At 76.2% G+C, this 21,620-nt stretch carries 7 protein-coding genes; 2 read left to right on the plus strand and 5 right to left on the minus strand.

Annotated features, from left to right (window positions below; genetic code table 11):
* Nucleotides 1-9 precede the first annotated feature (9 nt).
* The 3 genes from ACZ60W_RS19855 to ACZ60W_RS19865 are packed head-to-tail and all read right to left on the minus strand — an operon-like array spanning nucleotide 10 to nucleotide 3,082.
* The gene (locus ACZ60W_RS19855) at nucleotides 10-873 is read right to left on the minus strand and encodes an ABC transporter ATP-binding protein (RefSeq protein WP_469756627.1); all 864 of its coding nucleotides are present in this window, start codon (nucleotides 871-873) and stop codon (nucleotides 10-12) included.
* Nucleotides 870-2,024, minus strand: coding sequence for a FecCD family ABC transporter permease (locus ACZ60W_RS19860; RefSeq protein ID WP_469756628.1), 1,155 nt, complete (start codon nucleotides 2,022-2,024; stop codon nucleotides 870-872). The genes ACZ60W_RS19855 and ACZ60W_RS19860 overlap by 4 nt, the downstream gene beginning before the upstream one ends.
* Nucleotides 2,021-3,082 (minus strand): FecCD family ABC transporter permease, encoded by a 1,062-nt coding sequence (locus ACZ60W_RS19865; RefSeq protein WP_469756629.1) that lies wholly within the window; start codon nucleotides 3,080-3,082, stop codon nucleotides 2,021-2,023. The genes ACZ60W_RS19860 and ACZ60W_RS19865 overlap by 4 nt, the downstream gene beginning before the upstream one ends.
* A gap of 258 nt (nucleotides 3,083-3,340) precedes the next feature.
* Here ACZ60W_RS19865 and ACZ60W_RS19870 point away from each other — a divergent pair, with 258 nt between their 5' ends.
* Complete coding sequence (locus ACZ60W_RS19870) at nucleotides 3,341-5,038, plus strand: ABC transporter ATP-binding protein (protein WP_469756630.1); 1,698 nt, start codon at nucleotides 3,341-3,343, stop codon at nucleotides 5,036-5,038.
* Nucleotides 5,039-5,081: 43 nt separating this feature from the next.
* Nucleotides 5,082-6,932: an ABC transporter ATP-binding protein gene (locus ACZ60W_RS19875; protein ID WP_469756631.1), complete on the plus strand. Its 1,851-nt coding sequence runs from the start codon at nucleotides 5,082-5,084 to the stop codon at nucleotides 6,930-6,932.
* A gap of 69 nt (nucleotides 6,933-7,001) precedes the next feature.
* On the opposite strand, the gene ACZ60W_RS19880 is transcribed toward ACZ60W_RS19875, so the two are convergent.
* Together ACZ60W_RS19880 and ACZ60W_RS19885 are read right to left on the minus strand one after the other, a co-directional pair.
* A complete protein-coding gene (locus tag ACZ60W_RS19880) occupies nucleotides 7,002-7,211 on the minus strand; it encodes an MbtH family protein (protein WP_469756632.1) in 210 nt (69 codons plus the stop codon).
* The gene (locus ACZ60W_RS19885) at nucleotides 7,208-21,580 is read right to left on the minus strand and encodes an amino acid adenylation domain-containing protein (protein WP_469756633.1); all 14,373 of its coding nucleotides are present in this window, start codon (nucleotides 21,578-21,580) and stop codon (nucleotides 7,208-7,210) included. Before ACZ60W_RS19885 ends, ACZ60W_RS19880 begins: the two co-directional genes overlap by 4 nt.
* Nucleotides 21,581-21,620: the final 40 nt, after the last annotated feature.

The following is a 21,620-nucleotide window of genomic DNA, read 5'->3' on the forward strand; positions in this document are numbered from 1 at the left end:
GGGGCGTCGTCAGGGGGTCGGGGCCGGCACGGGGCCGGCGGCGGTGCCGTCGCGCTCCTCCGCGTACCGCCGGGGAGCCGCGGGCACCATCAGCGGGGTGCCGGTCTCCGGGTCCTCGATGATCCGGCAGGGCAGGCCGAACACGTCCTCGACGAGGGCGGCGGTCATGATCGTCGACGGGTCGCCCTCGGCCGCGATGACGCCGCCGGGCCGCATGACGATCAGGTGGGTGGCGTAGCGGCAGGCCTGGTTGAGGTCGTGCAGGACGGCCACGACGGTGTGGCCGTCGCGGGCGTGCAGCCGGGCGCACAGGTCGAGCACCTCCACCTGGTGCGCGATGTCGAGGAAGGTGGTCGGCTCGTCGAGGAGGAGGATCGGGGTCTGCTGGGCGAGGACCATCGACAGCCAGACGCGCTGGCGCTGTCCGCCGGAGAGGTCGTCGACGGGGCGGTCGGCGAGTTCGAGGACGCCGGTCTGCCGCATCGCCTCGACGACGGCGGACTCGTCGTCGGCGGACCACTGCCTCAGGAGCCCCTGGTGCGGGTAGCGGCCGCGGGCCACGAGGTCGCCGACGGTGATGCCGCCGGGGGCGGTGGAGGACTGCGGGAGCAGTCCGAGCCTGCGGGCGACCTCGCGGGACCGGTAGGAGCCGATGGCGGCGCCGTCGAGGTAGACCTGCCCGGCGCGGGGGCGGAGCATCCGGGCGAGGGCGGTGAGGAGGGTGGACTTGCCGCAGGCGTTGGGTCCGACGATGACGGTGAAGGAGCGGTCGGGGATCTCGACGCCGAGGCCGGTCGCCACCGTCCGCCGGTCGTAGGAGAGGGTGAGGTCCTCGGCGCGCAGGCGGGGGGCCGAGGGGTCGGGTGGGGTCATGCGCGGCTCTTTCGCGACTCGGTGACGAGGAGGCAGACGAGGTAGAGGCCGCCGACGCAGCCGGTCGCGGTGCCCACCGGGAGGAGCGCGGGCGCGAAGAGGCGCTGGACGGCGAGGTCGCCGACGGCGAGCATCACCGCGCCCATGAGGGCGGACGGCAGCAGGGCCGGGCCGGCCGATCCGGTGAGCCGGCGGGCGACCTGGGGCGCCGCCAGGGCGACGAACCAGATGGGGCCCGTGACGGCGGTGGCGAAGGCGGCGAGGGCGACGGCGACGACCAGCAGCACGGTGCGGGTGCGGGTCACGTCGACGCCGAGGGCCGCGGCGGTGGTGTCGCCCATCTCGACCATGGCGAGCCGCCGCGAGAGCAGCAGGGCGAGCGGCAGCAGGACGGCGACGGCGAGTCCGATGGCCTGGGCGTGGGTCCACAGCCGGTTGCCGAGGCTGCCGATCAGCCACGCCTGGGCCTCCAGCGCCTCCTGGAAGGTCGCCCGGGTGATGAGGTACGAGTTGACCGCGAGGAGCAGCGCGCTGACGCCGATGCCGACGACGACCAGCCGGAAGCCCTGGATGCCCCGGCCGAGCATGAGGAGGTGGACGGCGAGGGCGGTGGCGAGTCCGCCGGCGAGGGCGCCGACGGCGATCTGGGTCATGCTGCCGTGGAGGACCACGATCACGACGAGGGCGCCGACGGCGGAGCCGTTGGTGAAGCCGATGATGTCGGGGCTGCCGAGCGGGTTGCCCGTGATGCTCTGCAGGATGGCCCCGCTGACCGCGAGCGCGGCGCCGACGCACAGCGCGGTCACGAGGCGGGGCATGCGCAGGGTGTTGACGACGAAGTCGGCGGGTCCCGATCCGCCGCCGGTGAGCGCCCGGGCGACCTCGCCCACGGAGAGGTCGAAGTCGCCGGTGGTGAGGCTGACGGCCATGACGGCGACGAGGGCGGCGAGGAGGGCCGCGGTGACGGCGGCGGCGCGGCCGCGCACCAGGAGGGAGAGGCTGCCCGAGCGGGTGCGGAGGAGGCGGCCGGTGACGACCCGGGGCGGGGTGCCGGCGGGCGCGGTGCCGGGGGCGGCACCCGGGGCCGTGGCCGGCGCGGACCCCGGCGGGCCGTGCGGCGTGGGGGTCTTCGGCCCCCGGACGGCACTCACAGCATGACCAGCTTTCGGCGGCGGCACAGGGCGATGAAGAGGGGGGCGCCGAGGAAGGCGGTGACGATGCCGACCTGCACCTCGCCCGGGGCTCCGAGCACCCGGCCGAGGACGTCGGAGCCGAGCATGAGGACGGGCGCGAGCAGCATGGAGTAGGCGAACACCCAGCGCTGGTCGGGGCCGACGACGAAGCGGGCGACGTGCGGGACGGCGAGGCCGACGAAGCCGATGGGGCCGGCGGCCGCGGTGGCGGCGCCGCACAGCAGCATGACGGCGACGGCGCCCAGGGCCCGGGTGCGGCCGACGTCGACGCCGAGGGCCCGGCCCAGCTGGTCACCCATGGCCAGGGCGTTGAGCGAGGGGGCGAGGACGAGGGCGATCAGCGTGCCCGCCCCGATGAAGGGCAGGGCCATGAGGACGATGTCGTGGGAGCGGCCGGCGAGGGAGCCGACGGTCCAGAAGCGGAACTGGTCGAAGGCGCGGGGGTCGAGGAGGAGGACCGCCCAGTTGAAGGCGTACAGCACCGCCGTGACGGCGGCGCCGGCGACGACCAGCCGCTCGGGCGAGGCGAGTTTCCGGCCGGAGGAGCCGAGGAGGTACACGCCGGTGGAGGCCGCGGCGGCGCCGGCGAGGGCGAACCAGACGTAGCCGAGCGGGGCGGCGACGCCGAAGAAGGCGAGGGCGACGACCACGCCGGCGGAGGCTCCCAGGTTGACGCCGAGCATGCCGGGGTCGGCGAGGGGGTTGCGGGTCAGGGCCTGCATGAGGGCGCCGGAGAGGCCGAGGGCGGTGCCGACGAGGGCGCCGAGGACCGTGCGGGGGACGCGGTACTCGTGAATGATCACCGACGTCTCGGACCCGTCGGGGTGCCAGAGGACGTCCCAGGTGGCGGTGAAGGGGATGCCCCGGGTGCCGACCCACACGCTGAGGAGCGCGACGAGCACCAGTGCGGCGGCGGCGGTGAGCAGGCCCAGGCCGCGCAGGGTCGTTCCGGCGCGGCTCGCGCGGGGAGGCGCGGGCCTGCCGTCCCGGCCGTCGTCGGGGGGTCCGGACGCCACCCGGGGTAAACGGGACTGGACGGACAACGACGGCTCCCCTGGCGGCAGTTGAGGCGTGGGATACGACCCGGCACACGGAAGCTGACGAGCCGATACTTAGGTGAGGCTAACCGAACTCGATCGACCGGTCAACGCGCGCGGCCGGCCGGCCGGAAGGCCGCCCGGCGAGCCCTCGAACCCCCGCTCGACTCCCCCTCCAGGAGGCGAGGTGAGAGTAGGCTTACCTAACCAATCGCTACGTCTCCGTGGAGGACGCACATGCCAACGGGCGCACCGACAGGGGGGCTCGTCCTCCGACGGGCGATCAGAGAACAACGCGGACGCGTCGTCGCCGCGTCCGTGCTCGGCATGACCCACCAGGCCTGCGAGGCCCTGGTCCCCGTGGTCATCGGCGTCGTCATCGACTCGGCCGTGGCGACCGGCTCCTCCGGCGCGCTCCTGCGCTGGCTGCTCGTCCTCGGGGGCCTCTTCCTCGTCCTCTCCACCTGCTACCGCACGAGCGCCCGGATCGGCGAGGGCACCGGCGAACTCGCCGCGCACCGCCTCCGGATGGAGCTGGCCGCCCGGGTCCTCGACCCGCGGGGCGGCGCCGACGCCGACCGGCTCCCCGGCGCCCTGACCAGCATCGCGACCAACGACGCCCGCCGGGTGGGCTCGGTCGCCACCGTCCTGTCCTACGGGGTGTCGGCCGTCGCCGCCCTCGTCATCAGCGCCGTCGCTCTGCTGAGGATCTCCGTACCGCTCGGTCTCCTCGTGCTCCTCGGCATCCCCCCGCTCCTCTGGCTCGGCCACCGCATCAGCCGGCCCCTCGAACGACGCAGCGAGACCGAACAGGAGCGCGCCGCCCACGCGTCGGGCGTCGCCGCCGACCTCGTCGCCGGACTCCGCGTCCTCAAGGGCATGGGCGCCGAGTCCGCCGCCGTCGCCCGCTACCGCACCACGAGCCGCGACTCGCTCGCCGCCGCCCTGCGCGCCGCCCGCAGCCGGGCCGGGCACGAGGGCGCGATCCTCGCCCTGACCGGCGTGTTCATCGCCCTGATCGGCCTGGTCGGCGCCTACCTCGCCATGGACGGCAGCATCAGCGTCGGCGAACTCGTGGCCGCCGTCGGCCTGGCCCAGTTCCTCCTCGGCCCCTTCCAGCTCCTCACCTACGTCAACGCCGAACTGGCCCAGGGGCGCGCCTCGGCCCGGCGGATCGCCGAGGTCCTCGCCTCCCCCGCCACCGTCGACGGCGGCGACGCGGAGCCGACGGCGCCCGCCGCCGGCCGCCTCACCCTCAGCGGGGTGTCCCTCGGCACCCTGCGGGGCGTGGACCTCGACCTGCCCGCCGGCAGCCTCACCGGCGTCGTCGCCGGCGACCCCGCCGTCGCCGCCGACCTGCTCCTCTGCCTGGGCCGCGAACGCGACCCCGCCGAGGGCACGGTGGCGCTCGACGGGGTGGCGCTCGACGCGCTCGACCCGGACGCGCTGCGCCGGACGGTCCTGGTCGCCCACCACGACGCCGACCTCTTCGAGACCACCCTCCTGGAGAACGTCCGGGCCGGGGCCGACGGCGACCCGGCCGCCGTCGACCGCGCCCTGACGGCCTCGGCCGCCGACGACGTCGCCCGGCTGCTCCCCGAGGGCGCGGACACCCTCCTCGCCGAGCGCGGCCGGTCCCTCTCCGGCGGCCAGCGCCAGCGCGTCGCCCTGGCCCGCGCGCTCGCCGCCGACCGGCCCGTCCTCGTCCTGCACGACCCGACCACCGCCGTCGACACCGTCACCGAGTCCCGGATCGCGGACCGGCTGCGCGCGCTGCGGCGCGACCGCACCACCGTCCTCGTCACCACCAGCCCCGCGCTGCTCGCCGTGACCGACCGCGTCGTCGTCCTCGACGACGGCGCCGTACGGGCCGACGGCCACCACGAGGAACTCCTCGCCGCCGACGCGGCCTACCGGGCGACGGTGCTGGCATGACCCCCGCCGCCCCGTACGGGGGACGCCGCGAGAAGGACGACGCATGAAGGAGACGGACGACACCATGAGCGGCAGCCCCCAGGACCGCGCGCTCCTGCCCACCGCCACCGGAGCCGAGTCGCTCGCTGCCCTGCGCACCATGCTGCGCGGCCACCGGCTGCTGGCCGGGGCCGCGCTCGGCGTCCTCGTCGCCGGCACGGGCGTCGGCCTGCTGACCGCGCCGCTGCTCGGCCACATCGTCGACCTGGTCGTGGAGCGCCGCGGCGCCGCGGCCCTGACCGTGCCGCTCGTCCTGCTCATCGCCGTCGCGCTGGTGCGGGGCGCGGCCGCCGCGCTCGGCGGCACCCTCGTCGCCCGCCTCGGCGAGACCGTCCTCGCCTCGCTGCGCGAGCAGTTCATCGAACGGGCGCTGCGCCTGCCGCTGGAGCGCGTCGAGGCCGCCGGCTCCGGCGACCTCGTCTCCCGGGTCACCAGCGACGTGACCATGATCGCGAAGTCGGTCCGGCAGGCGCTCCCCGAGTTCAGCCGCTCCGCGCTCACCATCGTGCTCACGTTCGCCGGACTCGCCGTCCTCGACTGGCGGTTCCTCCTCGCCGCGCTGCTCGCCGCGCCGGTGCAGGTCCTCTCGGTCCGCTGGTACCTGCGCCGGGCCGCCCCGGTGTACGGCGAACACCGCGTCGCCACCGGCGCGCTGCAGCACCAGCTGCTCGACAGCGTCGGCGGGGTGCGGACCGTCCGCGCCTTCCGGCTCGGCGCCCCCCACACCGGCCTCCTGGAGCGGCGGTCGGCGGCCGCCCGCGACCTCGGCCTGCGCGGCATCCACATCGTGACCGGCTTCTTCTCCCGGCTGAACCTGGCCGAGTTCATCGGCCTCGCCGCGATGCTCGCCACCGGATTCGTCCTGGTCGACCGGGGCGCGGTCAGCATCGGCACGGCGACCGCGGCGGCGCTGTACTTCCACAGCCTCTTCAACCCGGTCAACGCGACGCTCTTCCTCCTCGACGACGCCCAGTCGGCGGGCGCGAGCTTCGCCCGCCTCGTCGGGGTCTCCTCGCTGCCCGCCGAACGCGACCCGCGGGGCGCCGCCGCCCCCGCCGACGGTTCGGTCCGGGTCACCGGCGTCGGACACGCGTACGGCACCGGTGACCCGGTCCTCCACGCCATCGACCTCCAGGTGGGCGACGGGGAGCGGGTCGCGCTGGTCGGCGCCAGCGGCGCCGGCAAGACCACCCTCGCCAAGGTCATCGCCGGCGTCCACGCACCCACGGCCGGCTCGATCACCCTCGGCGGCGTCGACGCGACGACGCTGGGCCCCGCCGGGGTCCGCCGCGCGGTGAGCCTCATCAGCCAGGAGGTCCACGTCTTCGCCGGACCCCTCGCCGAGGACCTCCGCCTCGCCCGCCCCGACGCCGACGACGACGCCCTGCGCGCGGCCTTGGACCACGTGGGCGCCCTGGAGTGGGCCGAGGCCCTGCCCGACGGCCTCGCCACCGTCGTCGGGGAGGGCGGACACCGCCTCACCGTGGCCCAGGCCCAGCACCTGGCCCTCGCCCGGCTGGTCCTCGCCGACCCTCCCGTCGCCCTGCTCGACGAGGCCACCGCCGACGCGGGCAGCGCCGGCGCCCGCGTCCTGGAGGAGGCCGCCGCCCGCGCCCTCGAAGGCCGTACCGGGCTGGTCGTCGCCCATCGCCTGCCCCAGGCCGCCGCCGCCGACCGCGTCGTGGTCCTCGACCGCGGCCGGATCGTCGAGACCGGCACCCACGAGGAGCTCGTCGCCGCCGGAGGCCGGTACGCCGACCTCTGGGCGGCCTGGTCCGACAGCCGTCGCGCCCCCGCCGAGTGCGTCCCCCGCCCCGCGGGAGACCCCGCGGCCCTCGTCCCGCCGACGGTCTGATCCGAGGACACGACGAAGCCGCCCGCCGGGAGCGTTCCCGGCGGGCGGCTTCGTCGTGTGCGGGCGGGGTCAGCCCTGGTGGGCGGCGAGGCCGGCGGGGCGGAGGTCGATCCAGTGCGTCTCGACGTAGGCGAGGCAGGCGTCGCGGGTATCGTCACCGAAGACGGTGCGCCAGCCGGAGGGGACGGCGGCGAAGGCGGGCCAGAGCGAGTGCTGGTTCTCCTCGTTCACCAGGACCAGGAAGCGCGCCTGTGCGTCCTCGAAGGGGTTGGTCGTCATGAGTTCTCGCTCCTTGTGGAGGGGACGGGGAACAGCCGGGAGAGTGGCTGTCCGGGGTCGGCCGCCACCGTGCGCAGCAGGGCCTGGAGTTCGTCGGCGAGCCGGCGGGCCTTGGCCGCGCCGAGCCGACCGGTCGCGTGGATCAGGGCGCAGTGCACGGCTCCTTCGCCGCGGGGCTCGTGGAAGCTCAGCGTGAGGTCGGCGCGTGCAGGGCCGGTCGGGAGGGCCTCGAGCACACCGAGGCCGCCCTCCAGCAGGTCGACGTCGGCCTGTTCGTGGTGGACGACCATCACCTGGGGGCCTTCGGGCCGCAGCCCGGCGGCGCGGACGACCTCGTCGAAGGGGACCTCCTGGCGGTCGAGGGCGCTGAGGGTGGTCTCGCGTACGCGGCGCAGGAGTTCCGTGAACGTGGGGTCGCCCGCGGTGTCGGTGCGCAGGACGACGGTGTTGAGGAAGCAGCCGACGAGGTCGGCGAGCCGGTCGTCGGTGCGTCCGGCGACCATCGTGCCGACGGGGAGGTCGGTGCCGGCGCCGTGGGCGGTGAGCAGGGCGGCGAGGGCCGAGTGGAGGACCATGAACATGCTGGTGCCGGTGGCGGCGGCGAGCCGGTCGACGTCCGCGTGCAGGGTCTCGTCGAGGACGAACCCGACGTGTCCCGCCGCCTGGTGGCCGGCGGCGCCGTCCCGGACCGGCGCGGGCGCGTCGGCGGGCAGCGCGAGTTCGCGGGGTGCCCCGTGGAGCGTCCGCCGCCAGTGGGCGAGTTGGCGTCCGCCCCGGCTTTCGGGGTCGGCCAGGTCGCCGAGGACCTCGTGGGCCCAGCGGGTGTAGTCGGCGTAGGTCACCGGCAGCGGGGCCCAGCCGGGGGCGCGGCCCGCGGTGCGGGCGCCGTAGGCGGTGGTGAGGTCGCGCAGGAGCGGGACGACCGACCACTCGTCCGCGGCGAGGTAGTGCAGGCTGAGGACGACCGTCTGGGCGCCGTCGGGAGCGGTGAGCAGCCGGGCGCGGAGGGGCGCCTCCTGCTCCAGGTCCGGTGCCAGTGCGGTGAGTTCGGTGGCGCGGGCGTCGGGGTCGGGGCAGTGTTCGGTGGTGAGGACGGGGGCGGGGACGCCGCGGTGGACCGGTCGGCCGTCGTGCTCGGCGAAGGCCGTGCGCAGCGGTTCGTGGCGGTCGGTGACGTCGGCGAGGGCCGCGGTGAGGGCCTCGGCGTCGAGTCCGCCGGCCGACCGGAGGACCAGGGTGTGGTCGAAGCCGGGGCGGCGGCGGTGGCTCTGCCACTGCCAGCGCTGGACGGGCGCCGCGGGGCGTCCGTCGCGGTCGTCGGCCGCGGTGTCCCCGGGCCGCAGCGCGGGCCGCGCGGCGGCGGCGCCGTCGAGCTTGGCGGCGATGCCGGCGACGGTGAGCGCGTCGAAGACGTCCCGGATGCCCAGTTCGGCGCCGCATTCGGTGCGGATCCGGCCGAGCAGCCGCATCGCGGCCATGGAGTGGCCGCCGAGTTCGAAGAAGCTGTCGTGCACGCCGACGTCGTCGAGCCGGAGGATCTCGCGGAACAGGCCGGCGACGCGTTCCTGGGTGGCCGTCGCGGGGCGCGCGTCGCCGGTCATCCCGGACCAGTCGGGGGCGGGCAGCGCCCTGCGGTCCAGCTTGCCGTTGGGGGTGAGGGGCAGCGGGCCGGCGAGCGGGACGACGAGGGCGGGGACCATGTACGCGGGCAGGCGCCCGGCGAGGTGGGCCCGCAGCTCCCGCGGCTCGAGCCCGCCCGGGGTGCCGTGCCCGGTCTCGGGGACGGCGTAGCCGACGAGGCGGACGATGTCCCCGTCGCGGTCGGGCAGGACGGCGGCCTGGGCGACGGACGGGTGGGCGGCGAGCGCGGCCTCGATCTCCCCGAGCTCGATGCGGAAGCCGCGGATCTTCACCTGGGTGTCGACCCGGCCGAGGAAGTCCAGGTTGCCGTCGGCGCGCCAGCGGGCCCGGTCGCCGGTGCGGTACATCCGGGCGCCGGGGGCGCCGAAGGGGTCGGCGACGAACCGCTGCGCGGTGAGCCCGGGCTGCCCGAGGTAGCCGCGGGCGAGGCCGCGCCCGGCCACGTACAGCTCGCCGGCCACGCCGGGCGGCACGGGCCGCAGGTGCTCGTCGAGGACGTAGCAGCGCGTGTTGGGGTCGGGGCGGCCGATGGGGACCCGGCCGGGGACCCGGCCGCCGTGCTCGCGGGCGGGCCACAGGGTGGAGTTGACGGTCGCCTCGGTCAGTCCGTAGGCGCAGATCAGGTGGGCGGTGGCGCCGAACCGTTCGAAGAGGTCCGGCGGCACGGTCTCGGTGCCGACGAGGACGGTCGAGCCGTCGGGGAGGGCGCAGCCGGGCGGCAGCGCGGACATCAGCGACGGCGGCAGGATCATGTGGGTGATCCGCTGGTCGGCGAGGAAGTCGGTGAGGGCGGGGCCGGCGACCCTGGCCTCGTCGCCGACGAGGACGAGCCGGCCGCCGTGGCAGAGCGCCATGGCCAGTTCGAAGGCGAAGACGTCGAAGCCGATCGAGGCGAACTGGAGGACGTGGCTGTCACGGCGCAGGCCCATCCGGTCGACGGCGGTGGCGACCAGGCTGGCGATGCCCTCGTGCGGGACGACGACGCCCTTGGGGCGGCCGGTCGAACCCGAGGTGTAGATGACGTACGCGGCCTGGTCCAGGGCGGCCGGTGCGGCGCGCGGCGGGCCGGCGGGGCAGGCGTCGAGCGCGGCGACGGTCTCCGGGGCGTCGAGCAGGACCACGGGGACGCCGGTGACGTCAGGGATCTTCCCGGCGACGGACTCGGTGCCGACGACGACGGCCGTCCCCGAGTTCTCGATCATGTACGTGAGGCGGTCGCCCGGGTGGACCAGGTCGAGCGGGAGGAAGGCGGCGCCGAGCTTCAGGGCGGCGAGCACCGTGGCGACCATGTCCACCGAGCGCGGCACGGCGACGCCGACGACGCTCTCGGCACCGGCTCCGCGGGCGGCGAGCAGCCGGGCGATGCGGTCGGCGCGGGCGTCGAGGGCGGCGTACGTCACCTGCCGGGAGCGTTCGACGACGGCGACCGCGTCCGGGGTCTCGGCGACCCGGCGGGCGAAGAGCGCGGGGAAGGTCTCCTCGTCGACGGCGCGCGGCGGGCCGTTGAAGCCCTCGACGACCAGCCGCTCCTCCTCGTCGGTGAGGACGCGGGCCCGGGACAGCGGCCGGTCGGGGGCTTCGACGAGCGCCGTGACGAGCCGGCGGAGGCGGTCGCCGATGAGCCGGGCGGTCTCGGGGTCGAAGAGTTCGCCGGCGTACTCCAGGCGGCAGCCGAGGGAGTCGGCGCGGCCGTCGGCGGAGGTGTGCTCGGTGAAGCTGAACACGAGGTCGAACTTGGCGGTGCCGACCCGGTGGGGCAGGTACCGCGCCCGGAGGCCCGGCAGCCGCAGCTCGTCCCCGGTGCGGACGTGGTGGCCGACCATCACCTGGAAGAGCGGGTTGCGGGAGAGGGAGCGGGTGGGGTTGATCGTCTCCACGACGGCCTCGAAGGGCACGTCGGCGTGGGAGAACGCGGCGAGGTCGGTGGCGCGGACCCGGGCGAGCAGTTCGGTGAAGGTGGGGTCGCCGCCGAGGTCGGTGCGCAGGACCAGGGTGTTGACGAAGAAGCCGACCAGTTCGTCGAGGGCCTCGTCGCCGCGGCCCGCGATGGGCGCGCCGAGCGGGATGTCGGTGCCGGCGCCGAGGCGGTGGAGGAGGGCGGCCACGGCCGCGTGGACCACCATGAACATGCTGGCGCCGGCGTCGCGGGCGAGCCGCCTGAGTCCCTCGTGGACCTCGGGGTCGAAGGCGATGTCGACCTCGGCCCCGGCGAAGGTGGGCCGGGCCGGGCGCGGCCGGTCGGTGGGCAGGTCCAGCTCCTCGGGGGCGCCGGCCAGGGCGCTCCGCCAGTGGGCGAGCTGGCGGGCGGCGAGGCTGGTCCCGTCGGCCGGGTCGCCGAGGAGGCGCTGCTGCCAGAGGGCGTAGTCGGCGTACTGGACGGGCAGCGGCGCCCAGTCGGGGGCGGTGCCGGCGAGGCGTGCCGTGTAGGCGGTGGTCAGGTCGCGCAGGAAGGGGCGGTCGGACCACTCGTCGGTGGTGATGTGGTGGAGGAGGAGGACGACGACATGGTCGTCGGGGGCGAGCTCCACGACGGTGGCGCGGAGGGGCGGTTCGGTGGCGAGGTCGAAGGGCCGGCGGACGGCGGCGTCGACGATGCCGGGCACCGCGTCCTCGGCGGCGCGCAGGTGCTCGACGGGCACGGGGGCGGAGCCGGGGGGCAGGATGCGCTGGTGGGCCTGGCCGTCGTGCTCGGCGACGAGCGTGCGCAGGGCCTCGTGCCGGTCGGTGACGTCGCCGAGCGCGCGTTCCCAGGCGGCGCGGTCGAAGGCGCCGGTCAGCCGCAGGACGAGCGGGAAGTTGTAGGCGGCCGAGGTGCACTCGATCTGCTGGACGACCCAGAGCCGCTGCTGGGCGTGGGAGAGCGGGAGTCCGCCGGCGGGGGCGTCGGCGGCCGTGCGGGCGGTCAGGGCGGGGCGGGCGGCGCCGCGCGAGGCGGCGGCGCGCTCCAGGAGCTCGGCGACGGTGGGCGCCTCGAAGAGGTCGCGGATGGCCAGTTCGGCGTCGAGCGCGGTGCGGGCGCGGCTGACGAGCCGGGTGGCGAGCAGCGAGTGGCCGCCGAGGTCGAAGAAGTCGGCGTCGATGCCGACGCTGCCGGAGGGCAGGCCGAGGACCTCGGCGAACAGCGCGCAGAGCGTCTCCTCGCGCGGCGTGCGGGGGGCGCGGCCCGCGCCGGTGCCGGTGAGGTCGGGGGCGGGCAGGGCCCGGGTGTCGAGCTTTCCGTTGACGGTCAGCGGCAGGGTGGCGACGGTCATGATGGCGGCCGGGACCATGTAGTCGGGGAGCCGGGACCTGAGGTGGTCGCGCAGCCTGCGGACGGCCTCCTCGTCCCGTCCCGCGGCGCCGTCGCCCGGTGTGCCCCGGCCGGCCGCGGCCCCCCTGCCGTCCTCCGGTACGACGTAGCCGACCAGGCGCTTGGTCCCGGCGTGCGGGTGGACGACGACGGCGGCGTGGGCGACCTCGGGGTGGTCGGCGAGGGCGGTGGCGATCTCGCCGAGCTCGACGCGGTGGCCGCGGATCTTGACCTGGTCGTCGGTGCGGCCGAGGAAGTCGAGCAGGCCGTCGGGCCGCTGCCGTACGAGGTCCCCGGTGCGGTACATGCGTGCGCCGGGTTCGCCGAACGGGTCGGCGACGAACCGCTCGGCGGTCAGGCCGGGCCGGTCGTGGTAGCCGCGGGCGAGTCCGGTGCCGGCGATGTACAGCTCGCCGGGGCAGCCCGGCGGGACCGGGCGGAGCAGCGTGTCGAGGACGTGGGCGCGGGTGTTGCGGATGGGCCTGCCGACGGTCGGGGTGGCGCTGTCGGCGGTGGAGCCGCCGAGCGTGTTGATCGTGTACTCGGTGGGGCCGTACAGGTTGTAGCCGTAGGTGTCCTCGGTACGGCGCAGCCGCGACCAGACCGTGTCGGACACGGCCTCGCCGCCGAGCAGGACGAGGGCGGGGCGGTGCTTCCCGGCGGCCGCGTCCCGGTCGAGCAGGCCCTCCTCGATGAGCAGCTGGGCGTAGGTGGGCGTCACGTTGACGACGTCGACGCGGTGCTCGTCGCAGTAGGCGACGAGGGCCTCGGCGTCGCGGCGGAGCTCCTCGTCGCAGACGTGGACCTCGTGGCCCTCGACGAGCCAGAGCAGCTCCTCCCACGACATGTCGAAGGCGAAGGAGACGGTGTGGGCGATGCGCAGCCGCCGTCCGCCGGCCGAGGCGATGGCCGGGTCGAAGATCTCCTTCTGGTGGTTGAGCTGCATGTTCGTCAGTCCCCGGTAGGGGGTGACGACGCCCTTGGGGCGGCCGGTCGAGCCGGACGTGTAGATGACGTAGGCGGGGTGCTCCAGGCGTCCGGGGACGCCGCGGGCGAAGGCGGGACGTTCGGCGTCGGTGACGTCGTCCCCGGGAAGCGCGGCGAGCGCGGCGGCCACGGCCGGGTCGTCGAGCAGCAGTTCGGGGGCGACGGGGCCGTCGCCGCCGCGCAGGGCCGGGGCGACGGCGGTCGTGGAGACCAGGCAGAGCGGACCGGTGTCCTCGGCCATCAGCCGGAGCCGGTCGGCGGGGTGGTCGAGGTCGAGCGGCAGGTAGGCCGCGCCGGTGCGCAGCACGGCGAAGAGCGCGGCCACCATCTCGATGGACCGGGGCAGCGCGAGCGCGACCACCGTCTCGGGGCCGGCGCCGCGGGCGAGCAGCAGCCGGGCGAGCCGGTTGACCTGGGCGTCGAGTGCGGCGTACGTGAGGGCGCGGTCGCCGAAGACCAGGGCGACGGCGTCGGGGGTGCGGGCGACCTGGGCCGTGAGCATGTCGGCGACGGTCTCGTCCGGGACCTCCTCGCGTCCGGCCGCCCGGCCTGCGGCGAGCGCGGCCTGCTCCGCGGGCAGCAGCAGGTCGACGGAGGCGGCCCGGTAGGAGGTGGCGGCCGGGCCGTCGAGGGCCTCGCCGATGCGGTCCAGGACGGTGGTGAACCGGGCGAGGACCGTGGTGGCCTCCGCGGCGGAGAAGAGGTCGGGCCGGGCGGCGAGCGTCACCTTCAGCCGGGTGCCGGGGGTGACGATGAGGGTGAGCGGGAAGTGCGTGCCGTCGACGTTGGACACGCCGGTGATGCCGTGCCGCTCCCGGAGCGCCGCCGCCCGGTCCTCGCCGTCGGCGGACCGGAGGACGAAGAGCGTGTCGAAGAGCCTGCGGTGGCCGGTCTGCTGCTGGAGGGTGCCGAGGCCCACGTACTCGTACGGCATGACGGAGGCGCGTGCGGCCTGTGTCCGGTGCAGCAGGTCGAGCAGCGGTTCCTCGGGGGTGAGGGAGACGCGGGCGGGGACGGTGTTGAGGAACATGCCGATGATGCCGGCGACCTTCGGTACGTCCGCCGGGCGTCCGGCGACGGCCGTGCCGAAGGCGACGTCGGCGCGGCCGGTCATGGCCGAGAGGACCAGCCCCCAGGCGGCGTTGAGGACGGTGTTCAGGGTGAGGCCGTGGCGGCGGGCGAGGCCGCGCAGCCGGTCGCTGCTCTCCCGGCTGAGGAGGGCGTCGTGGTCGACGGGGATGACGGGGCCCGCGTCGCGGCCGGCCGGCGCGACCAGGGTGGGGTCGTCGAAGCCGGCGAGCGCCTCGCGCCAGGTGTCCAGGGCGGCCGTCGTGTCCTGGGCGTCCAGCCAGGCCAGGTAGTCGCGGTACGAGCCGGGCGCCTCGAGCCCGGTGGCGTCGCCGGCCCGCTCGTACAGCGTGAAGAGCTCCTCCAGGAACAGCCAGGCGGACCAGCCGTCCCACAGGATGAGGTGGTGGGTCAGGACGAGCCGGTCGCGGCCGTCGCCGAGCCGGATGAGGAGGAGACGGCACAGCGGGACCGAGGAGAGGTCGAAGCGCCGCCTGCGGTCGGCGGCGAGCAGCTCCTCCACGCGGGTGCGGCGCTCCTCGGCCGGGAGCCCCGACAGGTCGGCCTCGACGAGCGGGATCTCGGCGCCGTCGGCGATGAACTGCACCGGGCGGGGCAGTCCGTCGCCGGTGAACCCGGCGCGCAGGCCGGTGTTGCGGTCGAGGAGGGTCCGGCAGGCGGCCCGCAGCCGGTCGGCGTCGACGCGGCGGTCGAAGTCCAGGGTCTCCTGCGACTGGTAGACGTCGAGCGCGTCTCCCGCGTCGTAGCCGGCGTGGAAGTACATGCCCTCCTGGAGCGGGGAGAGCGGCCAGACGTCCGTCACGGGGAGCCCGGCGGCGGCCGCGACCCGGTCCCGCTCCTCCGCGGTGAGGACGAGTCCGCCGAGGGGGGCGGGGGCCGGCGGTTCGGGCGGCGCGGCGGCGGTCAGCTGGTCGAGCAGGGCCCGGAGGGCGGGGTCGACGGCGGCGCCGGACTGCTGCTGGAGGGCGAGGACGGCCTGGAGGGCGGCGGCGGCCTGGCCCGCGTCGGAGGCGGAGACGGTCACGCCGTCCTGGTTCACGGGTACCTCGGGTGTCTGGGGGGTCGGTCGGGGGGCGGGGGGCGTGCCGGCCCGGTCCGCGCGTGCGGCGGCCTCGGCGAGGGCGGCGGGGGTGCGGTGGACGAACACGTCGCGCGGGCTCAGCGTCATCCCGTGCTCCCGGGCCCGGGTCGCGACGACGATCGAGGTGAGGCTGTCGCCGCCGAGGACGAAGAAGTCGTCGTCGGCGCCGATCCCGGCCACGCCGAGGACGTCGGCGAAGACCGCGCACAGGGCGTGCTCGCGGGCGTCGGCCGGGGCCCGGCCGCCCTCCTGCGGCACGCGTGCGGGCGAGGGCAGCGCGTTCTGGTCGAGCTTCCCGCTGGGGGTCAGCGGCAGGGCGTCGAGGACGACGACGGCGGCCGGCACCAGCGGGGCGGGCAGGGTTCCGGCGAGGGCCGCGCGCAGCGCCTCGCCGTCGGCGGCGGTGCCCGGTTCCGGGACGGCGTAGCCGACGAGGGCTCCGTCGCGGACGGTCACCGCCGCGCGGACGACGCCGGGGAGGGCCGCGAGGGCGGCCTCGATCTCGCCCGGCTCGATGCGGTTGCCCCGGATCTTGACCTGGCGGTCGGTGCGGCCGAGGTACTCGACGGCACCGTCGGCGCGGCGGCGCACGAGGTCCCCGGTGCGGTACATCCGCTCCCCCGGCGCGCCCGACGGGTCGGCCACGAACCGCTCGGCGGTCAGCGCGGGCCGCCCGTGGTAGCCCCGGGCGAGCTGGACGCCCGCGAGGTACAGCTCGCCGGGCACGCCGTCCGGCACCGGGCGGAGGAACGGGTCGAGGACGTGCAGGCGGGTGTTCCAGACGGGGCGGCCGATGGGGACCGCGGGCTCGTCGGCCCCCTCGTACGGGAAGTACGTGACGTCCACCGCGGCCTCGGTGGGTCCGTACAGGTTGTGCAGCGGCACGGGCGCCCGGCCGGAGCGTGCGGTCAGCTCCGACCAGCGACGGGCGTCGGCGCCGCCGAGCGCCTCGCCGCTGCAGAACACCCGGCGCAGGCTCGCCGCCCACCGGGGGTCGCCGGGGACGGCCTCCCGCGCCCGCACGAACGCGGCGAGCATCGAGGGCACGAAGTGCGCGGTGGTGACGCCCCGTTCCTCGATCAGCCGGGCCAGTCGGTCCGGGTCCCGGTGGGCGTCGGGGCGGGCGAGGACGACCGTGGCGCCCTCGACGAGCGCCCAGAAGAACTCCCACACGGACACGTCGAAGCTGGACGGCGTCTTCTGCAGGACCCGGTCGTCGGCGGTGAGTCCGTACTCGCCCTGCATCCAGGCCAGCCGGTTGACGATGGCCCGGTGGGTGACGGCGACGCCCTTGGGGCGCCCGGTGGAGCCTGAGGTGTAGATGAGGTACGCGGGGTGGTCGGGTCCCGCCGCGGCGGCGCCCGTGTCCCGCTCCTCCGGCGCGTCCGGTTCCGCCGGACCGACGACGAGGCGGGCGAGGCCCGGGACGTCGGGCAGCCGGCCGGCGGCCGCGTCGGTCGTCACGACGGTCCCGGCGCCCGAGTCGGCGAGCATGAACGCGACCCGGTCGGCCGGGTAGTCGAGGTCGACGGGCAGATAGGCGGCGCCCGCCTTGAGGACGCCGAGGAGGGACACCATCAGCTCGGCGGAGCGCGGCACCGCGACGGCGACGTACTCCTCGGGCCCGGCGCCGTGCGCGCGCAGGCGCCGGGCCAACCGCTCGGCGCGGCGGTCGAGTTCCGCGTAGGTGAGGGTGGTGTCCTCGAAGACGACGGCCGGGGCGTGCGGGGTGGCGGCGACCCGTGCGGCGAAGAGCGAGACGATCGTCGCGTCGGGCAGCGGGCGCGCCGTGGCGTTGAGCGCGGCGAGGTGTCCGCGCTCGCGGTCGGAGAGCAGGTCGGTGCGGCCCACGGCGCGGTCGGGATCGGCGAGCAGGGTCCGCAGCAGCGACTCGAACCGGCCCGCGAGGACGGCGACGGCGACCCGGTCGAGCCGGGCGGCGTCGTGCTTGAACCGCAGCAGCAGGCCGTCGGCGCCGGGTTCGACGACGAGCGCGAGGGGGTAATGGACGGCGTCGAAGACCTCGACGCCGGTGATCCGCAGCTCCTCGGTCTCCTCCCGCCCCGTCTCGCCGGTCGCCGGAGCGGCGGCCGGGTGGTTCTCCAGGACCACGAGGGTGTCGAAGAGTTCGCCGCCGCCCACGACCCGCTGGATGTCGGCGAGCCCGAGGTGCTGGTGGTCGAGGAGGGCGGCGTGTTCGTCCTGGACGCGTCGCAGCAGGCCGGTGAGCGACTCCTCGGCCCGCAGGGTCACCCGGGCCGGCACGGTGTTGACGAACAGGCCCACGGCCGATTCCAGTCCGGCGACCTCGGTGGTCCGCCCGGAGACGGTGGTGCCGAAGACGACGTCGCGGCTGCCGGTGAGCCCGCCGAGGAGGAGTCCCCACAGGCCGTGCAGCACGGTGCCGAGCGTCAGGCCCTGGCGGCGGGCGTAGGCGGCGAGCGCGTCGGAGAGCTCCCGGGGCAGCCGGGTGTCCACGCGCTCCGGCGCGGCGGCGGCCCCCTCCTCCGGGGGTGCCGGGGCGAGGCGGGTGGGGCCGTCGAGACCGTCGAGAGCGCGGCGCCACGCCTCGCGCGCCGCGTCCCGGTCCCGGCCGGCGAGCCAGGCCAGGTACGGCTCCGGGGCGACGGGCTCCGGCAGCGCGGCGGTGTCCCGGTGGGCGGCGGTGAGTTCGCGCAGCAGGACGGCGACGGACCAGCCGTCGGCCACGATGTGGTGGAGGGTGAGGAGCAGCCGGTGGCGCTGCCCGTCCCTGACGAGGGTGGCGCGCAGGAGCGGCGGCCGGTCGAGGGCGAACGGTGCGGCGCGGTCGGCGCGCAGGAGCTCGTCGAGTCCGGTGTCCCCGGTGTCGGCCTCGCGCCAGGGCAGCGTCACGCGGTCCGCGAAGCGCTGGACGACCTCGCCGCCGGGCAGCTGGTGGAAGGAGGCGCGGAGCAGGGGGTGGCGGTCGAGGAGGAGCTGGAGGGAGCGGCGCAGCCGGTCCGGGTCGACGGGGCCCGTGAGGTCGAGCAGTTCCTGGACGAGGTAGAGGTCCCCGGCGCCGCCGTCGTAGCGCGCGTGGAAGAAGAAGCCCTCCTGGAGCGGGGAGACGGGCAGGGCGTCCGGGTCGAGGGCGGCGCGGTGCGCGGGGGCGGCGTCGGGGGTGCGGGCGACGCGGGCGAGCGCCGCCACGGTCCGGTGCCGGAACACCTCGCGCGGGGTGAGCGCCAGTCCGGCGGCGCGGGCGCGGTTGACCAGCTGGAGGGCGACGATGCTGTCGCCGCCGAGTTCGAAGAAGCTGTCGTGGACGCCGACGGAGGGCAGGCCGAGGACGTCGGCGAAGAGCGCGGCGAGCGCGGTCTCGGCCGGGGTGCCGGGGGCGTCCGCGCCGGCCGCGGCGGTCCACCGGGGCTCGGGCAGGTCCTTGGCCGCGAGCTTGCCGTTGGGCGTCAGCGGGAGCGGCCGGTCGAGGACGACGACGGCGGAGGGCACCATGGGGTCGGGCAGGGTGGCGGCGACGTGGGCGCGCGCTGCGGTCACCGCGGCCTCGGCGTCCGCACCGCCCTCCTCGGGGACGAGGTAGGCGACGAGGCGCTTGACGTCGCGGTGGTCCTCGCGGGCGAGGACGGCGGCCTGCGCGATGCCGGGGCAGGCCATGAAGACGCTCTCGACCTCGCCCGGTTCGATGCGGTGGCCGCGGATCTTGATCTGGCCGTCGGCCCGGCCGAGGAACTCCAGGTTGCCGTCGGCGCCCCAGCGGACGCGGTCGCCGGTGCGGTACATCCGGGCGCCGGGCGGTCCGTAGGGATCGGCGACGAACCGCTCGGAGGTCAGTCCGGGGCGTCCCAGGTAGCCGCGCGCGAGGCCGCGCCCGGCGACGTACAGCTCGCCCTCGGCGCCGACGGGCGCGGGGCGCAGGGCCGTGTCGAGCACGTAGGCGCGGGTGTTGGGGTCGGGGCGGCCGATGGGCGCGGGGCCCGGCCGGGCGGGGTCGGCGGGCCAGAGGGTGGAGTTGACGCTGGCCTCGGTGAGTCCGTACGCGACGACGACCCGGACGCGGCCCTCCCAGCGGGCGATGAGCTCGGCGGGGACGGCCTCGGTGCCGACGACGAGTACGGCGCCCTCGGGCAGTGCGCACTCGGGGGGCAGCGCCGAGACGAGCGACGGCGGCAGGATCATGTGGGTGGCGCCGTGGCGTGCGATGTAGTCGGTGAGCGCGGGGCCGGCGACGCGGCGCTCGGCGGGGACGAGGACGAGCCGGCCGCCGACGCACAGGGACATGATCAGGTCCCACACGGTCACGTCGAACCCGACCGAGGCGAACTGCACGACCCGGCTGTCGGCGGTGATGCCGATCCGGTCGGTCGCGGTGGCGACGAGGCTGCCGACGCCGTCGTGCGGCACGACGACGCCCTTGGGGCGGCCGGTGGAGCCGGAGGTGTAGATGACGTACGCGGCCCCGTCGAGGGGAATGTCCACCTGCGGCGCGGTGTCCGGCTGGGCCCCGCGGGCCCGGGCGGTGGCGGGGTCGTCGAGCAGCAGGAGGGTGACGTCGTCGGTCCGCGGCAGCTCGCCGGCGAGGGCGCGCACGGTGAGGACGGTGCGGGCGCCGGAGTCGTCGAGCATGTGGGCGAGCCGGTCGGCGGGGTGGTCGGCGTCCAGGGGCAGATAGGCCGCGCCGGTCTTCATCACGGCGAGGAGGGCGACCACGAGCTCGGGCGTGCGGGGCAGGGCGACGCCGACGACGTCGCCGGGTCCGGTGCCGCCGGCCGCGAGGAGCCGGGCGAGGCGGTTGGCGGCGGCGTCGAGCGCGGCGTAGGTGAGCTCCTCGTCCTCGCAGACGAGGGCGACGGCGTCGGGGGTGCGGCGGACCTGGCGCGCGAAGGCGGCGGGCCAGGAGAGCTCCTCGACCTCGCGCGGGGCGACGCCGAACTCCTCCAGGACGAGGGCGCGTTCGGCCTCGGTGGTGAGGTCTATGTGGCCGAGCGGGCGGTCGGGGTCGTCGACGAAGGCGTCGAGGAGGGCGAGGAAGCGTCGGCCGTGGTCGCCGAGCGCGGTCTCGTCGCAGACGTCGGCGTCCGCGTCGAGGTGGAGGGTGACCTGCCGGCCGTCGGGGGTCTCCGCGAAGCCGAACGCCAGGTCGCTGACGGGTCCGAGCCATTCGGGGCGCAGGGCGGCCTCGTGGTCGGCGAACCGCAGGCCGTCGGTGCGGGGCTGGATGTTGACGGTGGGGCCGACGAGCTCCGGTACGCCGTCGACGAGGCCCAGGTCCTTGGCGAGGTCCTCGGCGCGGTAGCGGCCGTGGGCGACGGCGTCGGCGATCGCGGTGGCCGTCTGCGCCAGGAGGGCGGCGACGGTCGTGGCGGGGCGGACCGTCAGCCGCAGCGGGACGATGTTGGACAGCATGCCGGGGACGGCCGCGGACACCTCGTCGTGGCGGGCGGTGACGGGCAGGCCGAGGACGAGGTCCGGCGCGCCGGTGACGCGGTGGAGGTAGGCGGCGACGGCCGCGGCCAGGACGCGGGACGGCCGGACGCCGGCGGCGCGGGCGGTGGCGCGCAGCCGGTCCAGGGTCCGGGCGGGGAGGTCGGCGCTGTGCCGCAGTCGGCGGGTCATCGGGGCGGCGGCCCGCTCGACGAGCCGGACCGGCTCGGAGCGTCCGGCCATGCGCCCGGCCCACCAGGCCCGGTCCTCGGCGTGTCGCTCGGAGGCGCGGTACTCCTCGTCGGCGGCGACGAGCCGGGCGAGGGAGCGGCCGTGGACGGCGGGGGCCCGCTCCCCCAGGGTGTAGAGCTCGCCGGCCCGGCGGGTGAGGAGGGTGACGCCCATGCCGTCGACGGCGATGTGGTGGTGGCGCTGGGCCCAGAGGACCCGTTCGTCGGAGAGGCGGAGCAGCGCGTGGGCGGTGAGCGGCTCCTGCGCGAGGTCGACGGGCCGGTCACGGTCCGCGGCGATCCACGCGGCGGCGGCCTCCTCGGGGTCGGCGGACCCGCGCAGGTCGACGACGCGGACGTCGACGGGCCGGGCCCGGGGCAGCTGGCGCGGTCCGTCGTCACCGGAGACGACGGACACCCGGAGGCACTCGGTCTCCTCGACGGCCCGGCGGACGGCCGCGGCGAGGCGGTGCAGGTCGATCGCGGCGCCGTCCGCACCGTCGGTGGTGCCGCGTCTGAGGTCGAGCGTGTAGACGATGTTGTAGGCGGAGCTGTCCGGATCCATCTGCTGGGCCAGCCAGATGCCGGCCTGCCCTCCGGTGAGGGCGGTCCCGGCGGTCGACACCCGGTCCGACTCGACGTCAAACATCGTACGAAGTGGCCTTTCCCTGGTGGTGCGTCGATGGGGG

The organism is Streptomyces sp. NPDC104202, from assembly GCF_055584185.1.

Bases quoted from the DNA above. Each gene is read 5' to 3' on its own strand.
- ACZ60W_RS19855 (WP_469756627.1), bottom strand. From the start codon at position 873: ATGACCCCACCCGACCCCTCGGCCCCCCGCCTGCGCGCCGAGGACCTC.
- ACZ60W_RS19870 (WP_469756630.1), top strand. From the start codon at position 3,341: ATGCCAACGGGCGCACCGACAGGGGGGCTCGTCCTCCGACGGGCGATC.
- ACZ60W_RS19875 (WP_469756631.1), top strand. From the start codon at position 5,082: ATGAAGGAGACGGACGACACCATGAGCGGCAGCCCCCAGGACCGCGCG.
- ACZ60W_RS19880 (WP_469756632.1), bottom strand. From the start codon at position 7,211: ATGACGACCAACCCCTTCGAGGACGCACAGGCGCGCTTCCTGGTCCTG.
- ACZ60W_RS19885 (WP_469756633.1), bottom strand. From the start codon at position 21,580: ATGTTTGACGTCGAGTCGGACCGGGTGTCGACCGCCGGGACCGCCCTC.